The following is a 14,842-nucleotide window of genomic DNA, read 5'->3' as shown; positions in this document are numbered from 1 at the left end:
TTACTCCCCTTTTACGATTAATTTTCTATTTTGAAGGTCAAATTTATAGCCGTGAGTCAGGGTGTGAAGTTTAAAGTTTGATAAGGTGAGCTCCTCACTCCCATTATCGGATTTTTTTACTTCAACATAAGCATTCTCTTTACCGTCAAGTATAAGCACCTGGTGTTCCCCAATTACATCGAATTGGCCGCCATCAACCAGGATGGCAGTATTTTCATCAATGCCAATTCCCATTAAATTCGGATTTCCGGCTATCGCGCCAAGAAGCCTGTCAAACCGGGACCTTTGCGAAAAATGCTGGTCAATCAGCATGTCTGACATAAAGCCAAACCCGTTGTCCATTTCCACTCGAAGGACATCATCCGAATCCTTTGTAAGGGCATTGACAATCATATGTTTTCCCATGATGGAAGCACCAGCGCTTGTTCCTCCAATCACCAGCCCATTTTGCCACATATCATAAAACAGCTTATGCAGTCGACTGCCTGTGATCATCTGTGTCAGCCTGCTCTGGTCGCCACCGGTAATAAAAAGAGCAGATAGGCCCTCAACTGTTTCCAATATTATTGGATCTTCAGACATTTCCCTCGAATTCACATCGATTGTCACTGCCTCTTTAATCCCAAGGTTTTCGAACACTTCTTTGTATTCACTGCCGACCTGTTTGGGAATTTTCGTGGCGGTAGTAAGAATGCCAACTTTTCCTTCCCTTTTGGAGGCGAGCTCGACAAATTTCTTCAGTATGGTTACTCCGCGGTATTTTTCTTCCGCACCTCCAATAATCAACAAAGGGCCACGTTTCAAAATCATCACCTGTCCGGTAAAATTTTCAAATTGAACATCTTATATATACCCGTTTAAGCGTTTTCAAAACTTCATCCGTAGAAAGGTATATGTAAAAAAACCTATATTTATCTCTGTCTTGGAAAAAAATTATCCACCTTCGAGATATCTCCCTTCGCTAATTGCCAACGTGTTTTATTCAATCATTCGAATGGGTATACATAAAGGAGAGGTGATAGTGATGGAAACCAGAGATAACCAAACTCCCGGCAGCTCTAAGCAAGGAAACAGGGATCACCCTGAACAATATCCTACCGCAAAAGAAAGCCTTTTCGACAAATTCGAAAGCGAACAAAATGTCGATCCTATTCCTATGGAAGATTTAAAAATCGAGCAAAAGGAAGAGAAAAGGGAACATCACACCAAGGATGAGTCATCAAGTGCCCGAAAGTATAAAACAGGAATGTAAAGATCTATCCCAAACATTTTTAGCTTTTTGAATCTGAAAAACCTCCATTGGAAGGAAGAGGGATGTCTGTAAATAATGATAAAGAGAAAAGTGACTCTCTTGAGCAGGAAAAAAAAGAAAAATTAGGCAAAGATATTGAGCCTGAACGGAATCCCTTTAAACCGCAGGAAGAATGCACGGATAAAAAATAATCGCAATCAGCCCGCCTGGCAATATGCCAGGTTTTTCATTTGTTTTCGGCGGGACAAAAATTATCATGCCCTCTTCCTCTTATGGTTTATCCAATAAATTCCGATGCATATCTCCAATTCGTTCACATGGGAAATGAGTTTTTCATAAACTATCGTGGATGGAAAAAAGGAGGAGGATGTCGGGAATGGATAATAGACAATTTCCAATGAATGTCCCAGGAATGGGCATGGGAGGATTTCCAGGTTATGGCGGTTTAGGGGGATATCATGGCTATGGGGGCATGGGAGGTTATCCGGGTTATGGCGGAGTTGGAGGGTATCCAGGTATAGGAGGTTATGGCGGATACGGAGGACTCGGCGGTTATGGCGGATTGGGAGGCCACTATGGTTATCCAGGCCTTCATCACGGGTACGGCCACTACCACCACCATCATCATGGAATTGGGTACCCTTACGGATACGGCGGCTATCGCTGAAACAATAAGTAAAAGTATTTTTAAAAAAGGCTTGGCTCTCAAATATAAGAGAGCTAGGCCCTTTTTTAATTTCGGCAAAGTCGAAATGTCGGGAAATGTGAAAAAAAAGTTTAGAATTCTTTTCAAAAGGAAGAAGTACAAAGAGAATGAATCACACATAGAAAGGAGAAATTAGTATGCTTCTTGATGAATTTGAAAATGAGAGAATCCAAATAAAGCTGCGCAATTTCCCTCAAGAAATGGTTGGTGATGTTACCGGGATTTACAGGCCTGACGAATGGTACCTCGCCAAACTCGTAAAAAGCGACAATTACGGAATATGGGTGGAAAACCCATGTTATAAGCGGACAATGATTAGGAATGACGAAGGAAGAGCTATCCCTAAAGAGGATCAGGTGGAAGAAACATGCATTACAAATTTACTGATCCTTTGGGAATACATCAGCTCTGTCATAACCTTCCCGGACCAAAACCGCGTAGGAGTCGACAAAAAAGCGCATTTGATAGGCTTCCAGCCAGATTTGGATTAAGAGCATTTAAAACAAAACATTGAGCAACCCAAAAAAACAGAGGCTGTCCCGCATTGTCGCACGGGACAGCCTTAAGCCGTTTTCATAGGTTTATACTATACTTCTTGTCAGCCAAACGGGGAAGCATTTTTAAGGCAGTCTGTTTCCCCGGGAGGTTATGTAAAGAGAATACCATTCTTCCCTTGTCATAAGAACTGACTGGCGGACTGCATCCCCGCAGTTCCTGATTCTTTCAGGGTTGGTTGTCCCAATGACAGGCTGGATATTCGCCGGGTGGCGCATCAGCCATCCAAGAACTATTGCTTCACGGGTTGTTTCTTTTTCCTCAGCCATTTTTGCAACGAGTGAAGCTGTGGCATTTTCGGCCTGGGTGTCCGGCTCCTTCCCGCCGGTATAGATGCCTTTAGCGAGTGGCGACCACGCCTGGATCTGGATGTCTTCAAGCATGCAATGTTCCAACAGCCCATCTGCAAAATGGCTGTTTCTGCCCGCCGACTGATTGACATGGACGCCCTGGTCCACCCAATCGATTTTTTTCAGGCTTATTTCAAGCTGGTTCACCACAAGCGGGCTGCCAATATATGCTTGAAGTAGTTTAATCTGCCCCGCATTCATATTGGAAACGCCGAAGTTTTTCACCTTGCCGGTGCTTTTCAATCTTTCGAACGCTTCCGCCACTTCCTCAGGCTCCATCAACGGATCTGGCCTGTGCAAGAGGAGGATGTCCAAGTAATCTGTTTGGAGCCTGTCAAGTATTTCATCGACTGAGCGGAGGATATAGTCTTTTGAAAAATCATAGCGTCCCGGAAACTGCCCATCGGCCACCCGGATTCCGCATTTGCTCTGAATGACAATCTTCTCCCTCATGCCAGGATTCTTCTTCAGCCAGCCTCCGAATACTTTTTCCGCCTTTCCCCTCGTATAAATATCCGCATGATCAAACATTGTAATACCTGTCTCCAGCGCCGCTTCAATTCCGCATTCCGCCTTTTTTTCTTCCTCGGTGCTAATCGGGCTGTTGTCCCAGCCGCCCCCGAATCCCATACAGCCCAGCACAAGCCTGCTGTCAGTAATTCCCCTTTTCTCCAAAGGCATTTTTCTCATCCTAGTTCCCCCTCTTCACTTAATTAACTTAAGTCCATTTTACTCATTAATTGAACGTGGGCAAACAAATAACCTACTTTCCTTACGCCTGCGAAGTAACAGGATGTTTGAATCGCGCCGGCAAAATGAATTTCCTGCCAAAACGGATGAACAAGGTTTCGCTCCCTTTAAAAGGTCGGATGGCAAACGGAAACCCACCGAGTTGGGGCGTAAAATGGAAGATAACATTTCGCTTATTGCTCCCTGTCAATTCTGCTAGGACGGGTTTTAAATCCACCTCCGACTTGCTGACCAAATCGTATAGATGGAGTTCCTCCCCCTGTTCACTATAAATCACAATACATTCTTCATCCTTCAAATAAAAAACCATATCCCTAAAAACATTCAAGCAGTAGAACATTAGAAGCTCGGCTGTTCCGGCTGACGCAAACACGCTTGAAACCGGAATCCTTTCTTTTGCAAAATTATACAAGAATGCCCGGTCCGCATGGCATTCCATATCAAGCTTTTGGACATTCAGGCCGCCTTTAGATTTTCCTGAGTAAGAAACGGAGAAAATAGATTCTTCAGCCTCCCTAAAACCAAATTTAGGATAGTAGCCTAGAACGGTTTCATTCGCAAATAAATAGATTACATCGTATTTTCCGTCGAAATCTTCTAAAATGTATTCCATTAAAGTCCGTGACAATCCGCGGCCGCGGTAACCTGGATGGGTCATGACTGTTCCTATTTGCAAAGCGTCCTTGTAGATGCCGTTAATAACTAACTGAATTTTGTTGACCGATATATTCGCAATGACTTCTTCCCCATCACAAAACGAATATGGTATGTATTTATCTGTCCAATAGCCGTTGGAATGCCACTCTTCAAATTGAATGCCAAAGATGGTTTCCGCGAGCCGGCTGAGGCTTTTTCTTAAAACATCGTTGTCTCGATAATCCTTTGCGAATACAAATGCCATCTTCGGTCCCTCCCAAGTTTTGTCCTGCCTTTTCCATAATACTCCTTTTTGCGATTTCACACTATCGCGAGATAGTGTAGTATAAATGAAGGATACTATTTTTACAGGCTATTTCGCATGTCTGGAGGAAACTGAATGGAAACGGTACTCGAGTTAAAAAATGTTTCAAAGAAAATCAGGAAGAAGACGATTATTAACAATCTCAGTTTTCAAGTAAGGGAAGGCGAGGTATTCGGCTTCCTGGGGCCGAACGGGGCGGGCAAAACGACGACGATTAGGATGATTGTCGGCCTCATGGCTCTGACCGATGGCGATATTATCATATGCGGGACAAGTGTAAAGGATCATTTTGAAAAAGCTATCGGACATGTCGGGGCTATCGTTGAAAATCCCGAAATGTATAAATTCCTTTCCGGCTATCAGAATCTTCTTCAATACAGCCGGATGCATGGAGGGATCGGTACTGAAAAAATCGCCGAAGTTGTCAATCTTGTCGGCCTTTCCGAGCGCATCCATGACAAAGTAAAAACATATTCACTCGGCATGAGGCAGCGGCTCGGCCTTGCCCAATGTCTGCTTCATGATCCGAAAATTCTCATCCTTGATGAGCCTACAAACGGCCTGGATCCGGCTGGAATCAGGGAAATCCGGGATCATTTAAGGATGCTTGCGCGGGAAAGAGGTATGTCAGTCATCGTTTCTAGTCATCTGCTTGCCGAAATGGAACTGATGTGCGACCGGATAGCCGTCATTCAAAATGGGGAGCTCATTGACGTCCAGGGTGTCCATGAATTAGCAGAAAAAAATGAAACGGTGTATTTTTTTGAAACGGGCCCGCTTGACGGGAGTGAATCATGGATTTGTGAAAAATGGGATGCCTCCATTTCTGAAGGCGGGTTTACGGTCAATGCCAGGCGGGAAGATATTCCTGCGATTCTAAAACAGCTGGTGGAAGAGGAAATCAATGTGTTTGGGATCAGGTCAGAAGCAAAATCACTTGAAGACCGTTTCCTCGAACTCACCTCTAAATAAGGGGAGCTTACATAATGAAAAACCTGATTGTAAATGAATTTGTTAAAATCTTCAGCAGGGCCGGCACTTACGTAATGATTGGAATTGTCATCATGCTAGTTATGGGAATGGCTGGACTGGCAAAATATGAAGAAGCCGAAAATCCTCCTCAGGAAAATCCACTTTGGAAAACCGAGCTGGAAAAGCAGCTTGTCAATGACCGTGCTTCCCTTGATGATTTCGGCATGACGAACCCGAACTTGAGGTCCTTTTATGAACGGGAAATCGCCATTAAGGAATACAGGCTTAAACATGACATGGCCCCTCCCACCGGGACACATGTCTGGTCATTTGTAGATAATTCGCAGAGCTTCATCAGCATAGTCGGTTTATTCACGATTGTCATCGCAGCCGGGATTGTCTCTTCGGAATTTTCGTGGGGAACAATCAAGCTGCTCCTGATCAGGCCCATCAGCCGACCGAAAATCCTTTTGTCCAAATACTTGACAGTATTTTTATTCGGGGTTTGCCTGCTTGCATTATTGTTTTCTTTCTCACTTCTTGTCGGGCTCCTCCTCTTCGGCTTTCCGGATAGCCCATCGCCCCATCTTGTTTTCTCTGGTGGCCATGTTTACGAAAGAAGTATGGGGCTTCAACTAGTGGCAGAGTATCTATTAAGCTCAATCGACATATTGATGGTCGCGACGATGGCGTTTATGATATCCGCCGTATTCAGGAACAGCTCACTCGCAATTGGAATTTCCTTATTCCTTCTCCTGACTGGCGGAACACTGACAATGCTGCTGGCCAGTAAGTTCGAATGGGCGAAGTATCTTCTCTTTGCCAATACTGACCTGACCGTCTATCTTGATGGAACTCCGCTCATATCAGGAATGACACTCGGTTTTTCCATCATCATGCTTACCATTTATTTCGGCTTTTTTCACTTTCTCGCCTTCTGGGTGTTTTCAAAGAGGGATGTATCCGCATAGAAGAACTACTTTAACCGGATGCCAGAAGCTTCCGGTTTTTCTTTAATGAAATTAGTAAAATTAACCAACCGCATTGGCCCAGAATGCTGTATAATTATAATTGGGTGATACTTTGTGAAAAATAAGACGTTTTTTTATATTATTGCTTCGAGCATAATTGTTTACATATACTCGCTTGTAACTAATAACCTTTGGCAGCCTGTCCCTTTACTGACGCTCCTTCTTTGTATATGCACGATCTGGCAGTTAAGGCTCGCAAAAAAACATCGCATTGAAGCAGAGCAGTTCAGGAAAGAGCTTATTGAGAAAAACCAGAAGCTAGAGTCGGTTTTCATCCATTCCGCTCTTGGAATCATGCTGGCTGAACGAAGCGGTAGGATTCTTGATGCCAACCCTAAATTTTTGGAGATGCTCGGCTATACAATGGAAGAGCTAAAAACACTTTCGTATATTGATTTTACATACCCTGAAGACAGGGACAAGGACATGTTGCTTTATAAGGAAGCCCTCCAAAGAAAAAAGCCCTACTCCAAAGAGAAGCGGTACATCAGAAAAAATGGCGATATGTTTATCGGTAAATTATCCGCTTCCTTTATCCTCGACGATAATGGCATACCGAAATATGTGGTAGGCCATGTTGAGGATATTACCAAGGAAAAGGAACTGGAGGAGCATCTGAAAGAAAGCCAGAAGCGCTACCGGGATCTCGTAACCTTTTCTCCTGAACCCATCCTTGTCCACCGGGATGGAACGATAATCTTTGCCAATGAAAAGGCGTGTAAAATGGTCGAAATCCCCATGGATATTTTGCTTGGCAGGTCCATTTATGAATTCATAAGGCCCGAATTCCACGCGAGAACAAAAGAGACACTCGAGGAACTTGAGGATATTAAAGGCGAAGCAGAAACCCGGCATTTCGAAATCATTGTTCCGAACGGCCGCAGACTAATTATCGAAATCACCCAGAAAGCTATCATTTATGAAGGCTCTCCTTCCATCCAGGCCATTTTCCGCGATGTAACCGAACGGAGGCGGCTTGAGAAGGATTTAAGGAAAGCAACAGAACGATATCGTTTTATAACGGAGAATTCCAAGGATCTCATCGCTTTTCTTAAGCCGGATGGCCGTTATGAATATATATCGGCGGCCTGTCAGGATGTACTCGGATTTTCTCAGGAGGAATTGGTTGGCAAAAATGCTTTCAGCTGTATCCATGAGGAAGACGCTGCAGAGGTAGGCAGCTTGAAACTGGGAGACATTGAAGGCATGGATGATCATTTTACATTGATTTATCGCCATATGCTAAAAAATGGCGGTTATGTCTGGCTGGAAACGATTGCGAAATTGCTTTTCAACGAACAAGGAGCGGTGGAATCCATCCTGGCGATATCAAGGGATGCGACAAAGCGCAAGGAAAGAGAAAAAAGCCTTGAAACAGCGAATGATTTTCTGAAAATGCTTTCCAATCTGGACGGTCTGACCGGGATTCCCAACAGGCGCTATTTTGAGGAAACTCTTGCGAATGAATGGGAACGCTGCAAAGCGACAGGAGCGGGATTGGCGGCCATCATGATCGACATTGATTGCTTTAAATTATACAATGACACATTCGGCCACCTGGCAGGTGATGACTCTTTAAAAGAAGTTGCAGCAATAATAAAAAAATCGGTTAAACGGCCGAGAGATTTAGCGGCCCGTTACGGCGGCGAAGAATTTGTCATTATCCTTCCCGACACCGACCTGGAGGGAGCCAGGAAAGTTGCGGACTCCATCAGACAATCCGTAAGGGACAGAAAAATTCCGCATACAGCTTCGGAAATTGACCAATTCATAACGATAAGCGCAGGATATGCTTCCATGGTCCCTGGAAATGATTGTACCCCAAAGGATTTGCTCAGGGAGGCCGATTCAGCCCTATACACAGCGAAACGGTCCGGGAAAAACAGAGCATGCGGGATTGATGAATGCTCCGTCATGCCCCATAGGACACCAGTCAATTAAAAGAAACGGCCAGACTTTTTGGCCGTTTCTTTTTTATAATTAAATGAAAATCCAATTTAGAACGGAGTCATGCAGATTGGCCTCTCGTCTGCCTGAAAAGCCTTTTTTACTATCCCCAGATATCCTGGGCTGCTTAATTTGAGTTTACCAAATTGATACAGTTTCCCCGCATCAACCGCTCCCATCAATAGCGAAGACAAATCAGAAACGTCCAAGGTGATTTCAAACTCTGAATCGCCTTCCTTCCCCTTTAGTAGTTTTCCTTCCATTAATATAAAATAGTGGACAGCCGGCTCCTCCCGCAGGAAACTGTCTTTGATCCTCAGCGAAAAACTTACAGATACATCATTGAAATTCCTGCCGCTGAAATCATCAACGATCGTATCCAGCGAGCTCACTCTATACATAAGCCCCACTCCGGAAGTATTCGTCTCATGATACACGCTTGGGATAAGGTGATTGCTTCCGTTGGCCGGATCCCCAAGCAGGTAATGCAGCGCCTCATCTTGGGTATTCAGGATAATCCGTTCAATTTGGTCGGACTGCGTATGGAGGAAAACGGACAAGGCAGACAGCGCCTCAGGTGTTTCGTAAATAAACTCTCGAATGACTAGGTGATTGCGGAGAAAGTTCTTCTGATCCTGTTCTTCGAATCCGAAAACGATATACCCCTTCAATTCACCTTCGCAAAAATATCCAACATACCTGTTCACGGGATTCTTGAACAATGATTCAATGTCAAAAGATGTCTTTACGATCATCCCGTGGGTTTTCTCCGCGTACCGATTGTAGCAGTCCTTTATGGAACCACCTTCAGCCTCCGTCAGCACCGTGAGGCCAGTTTTGCTTCCACCGCCCGGAAAGCTGCCAGGCTTAATTTTATATTGATTTATTTTTGTACCGTAACCATAGCCCATTTTTTTGTAAAATGCTGGACTGAATGGATAAAGCATAGTAATGGATGTGCCTTTCTCCTTGAAATGGCGGATGAAATACCCGATCAATTCCTTAGCCGCCTTTTCTTTTTTGTGCAAAAGATCCACTGCCACCAAGCCTACTCCTCCAGTGGGAACCATTTTGCCAAATATGTTCATTTCAAACGAATGGAGCCGCATCCCGCCAACCAGCTTACCCTCCCTGAACAAACCATAAAATTTAATGGTGCCGGATTGTTCCTGGATTCTGACCAGATTGGCGGCAAGCTTTTCTTTATATTCCGGAGTATTTTCCTTGCCCGCCGGAAAAGCCTGGATGGCCATGTTGGCAAATGCGGGAAAGTCCTCCTTCGTCATTTTCCTGATTTCCGATTGCACGCTCGCCCCTCCCCCCTTATTGATTTTCCATACTTCTGTTCATCATGACCTGGCTGATGAACGGAGTGAAACCGTTTTGCTTAAAGACAGAATGGGTAAGACGGCTCCTTTCCAAAGGAAGATTCACAATTACCCTGCGGATATCCTCATTAAAGGAACCGAAAATATAGCTTATTAAGGACTGGAGAATGTCCTCGGCGTCGTCCCTTGTTTCATCTGCTTCACATTGGAATACAGTCGTGCCAATATGTTCACCATTCTCATTAAACGATTTTTTAAAATAAGCATAACCTGCATCTTTTCCGCTGCTATCTGACAAAATGACGGCTTCGGCATCCTTGGCGCTTTGCCAATGTGTCTGCCATGGGTTTCCTCCTTTATAAAACGGCAGCATTCCGGCATGTAGTGGAGCCGCTTTCCGGAAAGTATACTGGTTAAATGGCGCCGCTGGGTTTTGATCATGCTTCCCTTTCAGCTCCAAGTATTCGAGCCTGTCTACATTTTTATAGCCAAGGCTTTCGTATAAGGAGATTGCTTTGTCATTTCCTTCGATTGCTTCCAGCATGGCGAACGCGACGCCCTCCTGTTTATACAATTTTAAGGTTTCTTCCATCAGTGCCCGGCCAACGCCCTGCTTCCGATATTTAACCGCTACGGCAGTTCCCCCGTTCCATGCTGTATTTTCCCCATCAATCTTTCTTACCCCATTAACAATCAGCCCGGCGGGTTCACCGTCCATAAAAGCGACAACACTCAGTTCAGGCGACAAATCCTCAAAGGGAAACCTTCTTAGAAATGCATCGTAAGTCATTGTCATATCTGCAAAATATCCTTCAAACCCGGCATTCCAAGCCGCCAACACTTCTTTTAACGAGCAATCGGCCAGCCTTCTGATTTCTTGCATGCCATCTCCCCCTTTTATTAGCTTTATTTTCCATCTCCTATAGTTTAACGGCTCAAAAGCTTTTCCGTCAAAATGGAATAGCCGGCTGGGAGAATCCCGGCCGGCTCAGTATAAAATTGCTATTCAGCAGTGCTTTCTCCTTTGCGGTTTCTTGCGACTGCCCTATATTTTTTCTAGACGCTCCTGACGTCGGTAATCCCTCTCTTTTTCAAAGTCTGAATCGCATTTGTCTTGATCGTATCATTTTGAAACCCGGATTCCTTGAAAATCACCCGGGTATCCATATACTCCGATTTCATGCCGGCCATTTCGTTGACAAGTTCAAGCGTAATCTCCTCTTCAAGGCAAAGAAGAAGGGCACCGTGTCCTGCATTATAAATCTTTTTGCCGGCAAAAATGGTCTCTTCAATCGTTTCCGTTAATGGAATGCCTACCTTGAGAAGCAACTCTGCCAGCAAGTCTTCTTTTGTCCGTCCTTCTTTAATATTGTCCTCAAGTTCAAATAAATCTTGCTCGAGGTTCGTGTAGTCCGGATCCCAGGCTTTGATGTTAGACGAATCCAGCTTGTACACTTTAAAGCCGGTATCCATTTCCGCGCCGCCCGTTCCGGCGCGGCGGATCCTTTCCTTGGCGATCTCGCAAATGGTCTCAAAGCCGGCCGCTAAAGCTTCCGAGCCGGGAACTGTCCGTTCGGGAAGCTGGACCATGATGAACCTTCGTTTCGTGCCGTACTCCCTGTTCACTTCCATGACGGCATGGGCGGTCGTCGCGGAACCAGAAAAGAAATCTAGGATAATATCCTCCTCCCCAGAGCCAATCAGAATCAAATCCTTAATTAGATCAAGCGGCTTCGGATTGTCGAAAACCTTTCCATTAAACAGGCTTTTCAACAGGTTCGTACCGTTTCCCGAACTGTATTCAGGTTTATAAAAAAGGGTTTTTGGTTTTTTTCCGCGAATCCCTTCATCTTCCTCAAGCCGCTGCTTTTTGTAAAACGAAATACCGTTGGCGGTTTTTTTGACAATAATCTCACCATACGTTTCGGCGAGGGTTTCCTTCGAACGCCGCCAGGACATTTCTTTTCCGTCGGCCGTCTTCGGGTAGACTTCATAATCATCAGTGTTCATCCGCTCAATTGATATCTTTGTCAAATCCCTTGAGACGTAAATAGGATAAAATCCCTTCGGACGCTTTTCCCTGGCGCCCGCCTCGCCGGTCCTCATCAAAGTCGCACCTTGTTTATAAAAGCCTTTTTCATCCTTAAGGCTGTAATCACCGATATCCTCTTCCGTCAGAGGCAGTTCGCCGATCGAATCCTCATTAGTGATATTTTTGGCAAAAACGAGTGTATATTCATGTGTTCCCGAAAAACCATACTGGTCATTGTTCCCTTTCAGGTTCATGATGGTCGGCAGCTGGGCGATGAAGTTTATTTCACCGAAAATTTCGTTGCAAATTGCCCTCAGGTTCGTAACTTCATTATCATCAATCGAAATAAAAATAACGCCATCGTCGGACAAAAGGTTTCTGGCCAGTTTAAGGCGCGGATACATCATGTTCAGCCAATCGGTATGGAAGCGCCCGCTCGTTTCGGCATTCGCCTTCGCCGCCTGGCCGGTGATTTCCTTATAGTTGCTGATGCTGTCGTGGAAATTGTCCTTATAGACAAAGTCCCGGCCGGTGTTATAAGGAGGATCGATATAAATCATCTTTATTTTGCCAAAATAAGCTTTTTGAAGGATTTTCAGCACTTCAAGATTATCCCCTTCGATATAAAGGTTTCCGGTTTTTTCCCAGTCCTTGCTTTCTTGCCTTTCTGGTCGAAGTGTCCCTGCGGAAGGGGTCTGGGCGATTTTTGTGGCTGCTGATTTCCCGTTCCAGGTAAATTCGTACCTCTCCCGCCCTTCTTCTGCTTTTCCTCCGAGAAGGATTTTCAGTTTTTCAAAATCAATTTCACCGTCGCTGAAGACCTCCGGAAACAGCCGGATCAATTCATTCTTGTTTTGTTCCGTGATTTCAAGCGATGTATGGTCAATCTTTTGCATCCATAGCTCCCCTTGCAGTTAGTAAAATTTATAGATTGAGTAGTGAGTTTAACATTTATATTTTATCATAACAGTTCACAGGCTAAAGACGAAACCGTTCATATGAAAGGATAGACGTAAGGGGAAGCTGTTTAGTTGACTTCATGGAGGGTATATTTTTAAAATATCTTTAGTTCAAGATTTTCAAAAGGAGGATACAACATGTTTGACATTGCCATTATTGGAGCCGGACCAGCCGGGGCCAGCGCGGCCCTTTTTTCTGCAAAAGCCGGGAAGAAAACGGTCCTGATTGACAGTGACAAAGGAATGACTAAACGGGCATGGGTCGAAAACCATTACGGGGTACAGGAAATTTCCGGCCCTGACCTGATAGAAACCGGCAAGGCCCAGGCTAAAAAATTCGGTGCGGAATTAATTGTAGACACAGCAACAAGCGTTGAAAAGAACGATTCAGGCTTCAGCATCATGACTGAAAACAAAGGAAATGTTGAAGCTAAGCATGTTATTTTTGCTACGGGGCTAGGAGTTGATCTTGCTGAGAAGCTCGGAGTGAAAACCAAGCCTGGAACGGAGCCAAGAATCAAGACTGTCCTCGATGTCGAAGCGGACGGAAAAACGAATGTCGATGGCGCGTGGGCTGCTGGCACTTGCGCGGGAGTGAGTGTCCATACTATTATCACCGCGGGTGATGGAGCCAAGGTTGCTATAAACGTCATCAGCGAGCTGAATGGCGAGCGCTATGTTGACCACGACATCTTAAAACCTAAAGAATAAAAAAACTCTGCAAAGACTATGCTCAAATGCATGGTCTTTTCTTTTGCAAAAAAAAGGATGGCGGACGAACTTAAAAGGTTATATGAAAAGAATTTTATCGATGTGAAATTTAATCCTCCTTCCTCCGTCTAATTGGTAAAGCAGTAAAAGGAGGCCAGAAATGGAGAAAGACGACCTCATCCAGCAATGGTTCCATGACTACCATGAAGATATTTTCAATTATCTTGTTTACTATTTTGGAAGGAAAGATGTTGAAGATTTTGTCCAGGAAGCATTCCTGAAAGCCTATCAAAATTCAGACAAATTCGAAGGCCGATCCAATCCAAAAACATGGCTGATTTCAATTGCAAGGAATGTAGCAATCGACCAGCTACGTAAAGACCGATTCCGCCGATTCCTTCCTGCCACTCTTTTGAAACAGTCCGCTTCGGGGGATAAATCACCTCTTGATCTCGTCCTTGAAGATGAAACAAAGAAGGAGCTGTATAAGTGGATCAAAAAAATGAAACCCGCTTATAGGGATGTCCTCATCCTTCGCGGCATTATGCAGCTAACTCCAGACGAGACAGCTGCTGTGCTCGGCTGGGAAAAAGCAAAAGTGAATCTGTCCTTTCACCGCGCGATTGAAGGGCTGAGAAAGATGACATCTGGTGTCAAAGGAGGTGCCCGGAATGCCGCCATTAACGAATGAAGAAATCGTCCAGGAATTGAGCAAGTTTCCCCGCCATAAGCTTAATCAAGCCCAAAAGAATGGGATTGCTTCTTCTCTTTCAAAAAGCCAGCCTGCCCGGCGGCCAATGGGAAGCCTGTTCCCGGCGATGTTGAACTTCCTGGTTGTGGCTGTGCTGATTGCCGGCCTCTCCACTTTATTAATTAACTTTTTTTCCGGCAGTGACCCCTGGCATCCTGGAACTGAAGTGTACAAGGGGAAAAAGTTTTCGTTTGACCCGATGGGCGTTTTTGCGGTTAAGAAACTGTCGAATGAGGAAGCTGAATTTTACCAGGGAGATAAAAAAGTGGGCGGAATCGAAATCCTGACTGAAAAAGGGATGCACCAAAACATTCAACAGCAAAATGTATTCGAAAGCGCCAATTTACCGGGTTACCGCTACCACCTTCACTGGACATTGGACCACCAGAAGACAATGGAAGCCTCACAAATCAGGCACTACTTTTTCCTATCAGAAAAATCGAAGCTACGCTACCATGTTTATTTTTATACCCCTTATGTCGAGGATTTAGAAAGTGACGCCATCGCCAGGACACTGCGAATAAGAGATTAAATACA

The 14,842-nt window shown here is 44.7% G+C and carries 16 protein-coding genes; 10 read left to right on the top strand and 6 right to left on the bottom strand.

Annotated elements, in window-relative coordinates; all coding sequences use genetic code 11:
- Positions 1–804 (bottom strand): cyanophycinase, encoded by an 804-nt coding sequence (locus tag BN1002_RS06820; protein ID WP_231574992.1) that lies wholly within the window; start codon positions 802–804, stop codon positions 1–3.
- A 220-nt stretch (positions 805–1,024) separates the two neighbouring features.
- On the opposite strand from BN1002_RS06820, the gene BN1002_RS06815 reads away from it, so the two are divergent.
- From BN1002_RS06815 to BN1002_RS06800, 4 genes are all read left to right on the top strand, one after another.
- A complete protein-coding gene (locus BN1002_RS06815; RefSeq protein ID WP_048824259.1) occupies positions 1,025–1,252 on the top strand; it encodes a hypothetical protein in 228 nt (75 codons plus the stop codon).
- Positions 1,253–1,314: 62 nt separating this feature from the next.
- The gene (locus BN1002_RS06810) at positions 1,315–1,443 is read left to right on the top strand and encodes a hypothetical protein (RefSeq protein ID WP_048824258.1); all 129 of its coding nucleotides are present in this window, start codon (positions 1,315–1,317) and stop codon (positions 1,441–1,443) included.
- Between the two features lie 185 nt (positions 1,444–1,628).
- Entirely contained in the window at positions 1,629–1,919 is a 291-nt protein-coding gene (locus BN1002_RS23210; protein WP_082036164.1) for a hypothetical protein, read from the top strand.
- 176 nt (positions 1,920–2,095) lie between these two features.
- Positions 2,096–2,449 carry a hypothetical protein gene (locus tag BN1002_RS06800; protein WP_048824256.1) on the top strand — a complete coding sequence of 118 codons (354 nt, stop codon included), beginning with the start codon at positions 2,096–2,098 and terminating at the stop codon, positions 2,447–2,449.
- A gap of 129 nt (positions 2,450–2,578) precedes the next feature.
- Here BN1002_RS06800 and BN1002_RS06795 read toward each other — a convergent pair whose 3' ends face one another.
- Both BN1002_RS06795 and BN1002_RS06790 read right to left on the bottom strand, forming a co-directional pair.
- Positions 2,579–3,553, bottom strand: a complete 975-nt coding sequence (locus BN1002_RS06795) for an aldo/keto reductase (protein WP_048824255.1) — start codon at positions 3,551–3,553, stop codon at positions 2,579–2,581.
- An 82-nt stretch (positions 3,554–3,635) separates the two neighbouring features.
- Positions 3,636–4,514, bottom strand: coding sequence for a GNAT family N-acetyltransferase (locus BN1002_RS06790; protein ID WP_048824254.1), 879 nt, complete (start codon positions 4,512–4,514; stop codon positions 3,636–3,638).
- Between the two features lie 135 nt (positions 4,515–4,649).
- On the opposite strand from BN1002_RS06790, the gene BN1002_RS06785 reads away from it, so the two are divergent.
- The 3 genes from BN1002_RS06785 (at position 4,650) to BN1002_RS06775 (ending at position 8,518) form a co-directional block, all read left to right on the top strand.
- Positions 4,650–5,546 carry an ABC transporter ATP-binding protein gene (locus BN1002_RS06785; RefSeq protein ID WP_048824253.1) on the top strand — a complete coding sequence of 299 codons (897 nt, stop codon included), beginning with the start codon at positions 4,650–4,652 and terminating at the stop codon, positions 5,544–5,546.
- 14 nt (positions 5,547–5,560) lie between these two features.
- A complete protein-coding gene (locus BN1002_RS06780) occupies positions 5,561–6,517 on the top strand; it encodes an ABC transporter permease (protein ID WP_048824252.1) in 957 nt (318 codons plus the stop codon).
- A 114-nt stretch (positions 6,518–6,631) separates the two neighbouring features.
- On the top strand, positions 6,632–8,518 hold the full coding sequence (locus tag BN1002_RS06775; protein ID WP_048824251.1) for a GGDEF domain-containing protein: 1,887 nt from the start codon (positions 6,632–6,634) through the stop codon (positions 8,516–8,518).
- Positions 8,519–8,574: 56 nt separating this feature from the next.
- Here BN1002_RS06775 and BN1002_RS06770 read toward each other — a convergent pair whose 3' ends face one another.
- The 3 genes from BN1002_RS06770 to BN1002_RS06760 form a co-directional block, all read right to left on the bottom strand.
- Positions 8,575–9,831, bottom strand: a complete 1,257-nt coding sequence (locus BN1002_RS06770; RefSeq protein WP_048824250.1) for a GNAT family N-acetyltransferase — start codon at positions 9,829–9,831, stop codon at positions 8,575–8,577.
- 16 nt (positions 9,832–9,847) lie between these two features.
- Positions 9,848–10,735, bottom strand: a complete 888-nt coding sequence (locus BN1002_RS06765; protein ID WP_048824249.1) for a GNAT family N-acetyltransferase — start codon at positions 10,733–10,735, stop codon at positions 9,848–9,850.
- A gap of 173 nt (positions 10,736–10,908) precedes the next feature.
- Entirely contained in the window at positions 10,909–12,780 is a 1,872-nt protein-coding gene (locus BN1002_RS06760; RefSeq protein WP_048824248.1) for a site-specific DNA-methyltransferase, read from the bottom strand.
- A gap of 201 nt (positions 12,781–12,981) precedes the next feature.
- Here BN1002_RS06760 and BN1002_RS06755 point away from each other — a divergent pair, with 201 nt between their 5' ends.
- The 3 genes from BN1002_RS06755 to BN1002_RS06745 all read left to right on the top strand — a co-directional run bounded on the left by BN1002_RS06755 (position 12,982) and on the right by BN1002_RS06745 (position 14,837).
- Positions 12,982–13,554 (top strand): FAD-dependent oxidoreductase, encoded by a 573-nt coding sequence (locus BN1002_RS06755; RefSeq protein WP_048824247.1) that lies wholly within the window; start codon positions 12,982–12,984, stop codon positions 13,552–13,554.
- 160 nt (positions 13,555–13,714) lie between these two features.
- Positions 13,715–14,245 (top strand): RNA polymerase sigma factor, encoded by a 531-nt coding sequence (locus BN1002_RS06750; protein WP_048824246.1) that lies wholly within the window; start codon positions 13,715–13,717, stop codon positions 14,243–14,245.
- Positions 14,226–14,837 carry a hypothetical protein gene (locus BN1002_RS06745; protein WP_048824245.1) on the top strand — a complete coding sequence of 204 codons (612 nt, stop codon included), beginning with the start codon at positions 14,226–14,228 and terminating at the stop codon, positions 14,835–14,837. Before BN1002_RS06750 ends, BN1002_RS06745 begins: the two co-directional genes overlap by 20 nt.
- The last annotated feature ends 5 nt before the right edge of the window (positions 14,838–14,842 follow it).

The organism is Bacillus sp. B-jedd (assembly GCF_000821085.1).
Taxonomy (GTDB): domain Bacteria; phylum Bacillota; class Bacilli; order Bacillales; family Cytobacillaceae; genus Bacillus_D.
This window is presented reverse-complemented; position numbering and strand designations above follow the sequence as displayed.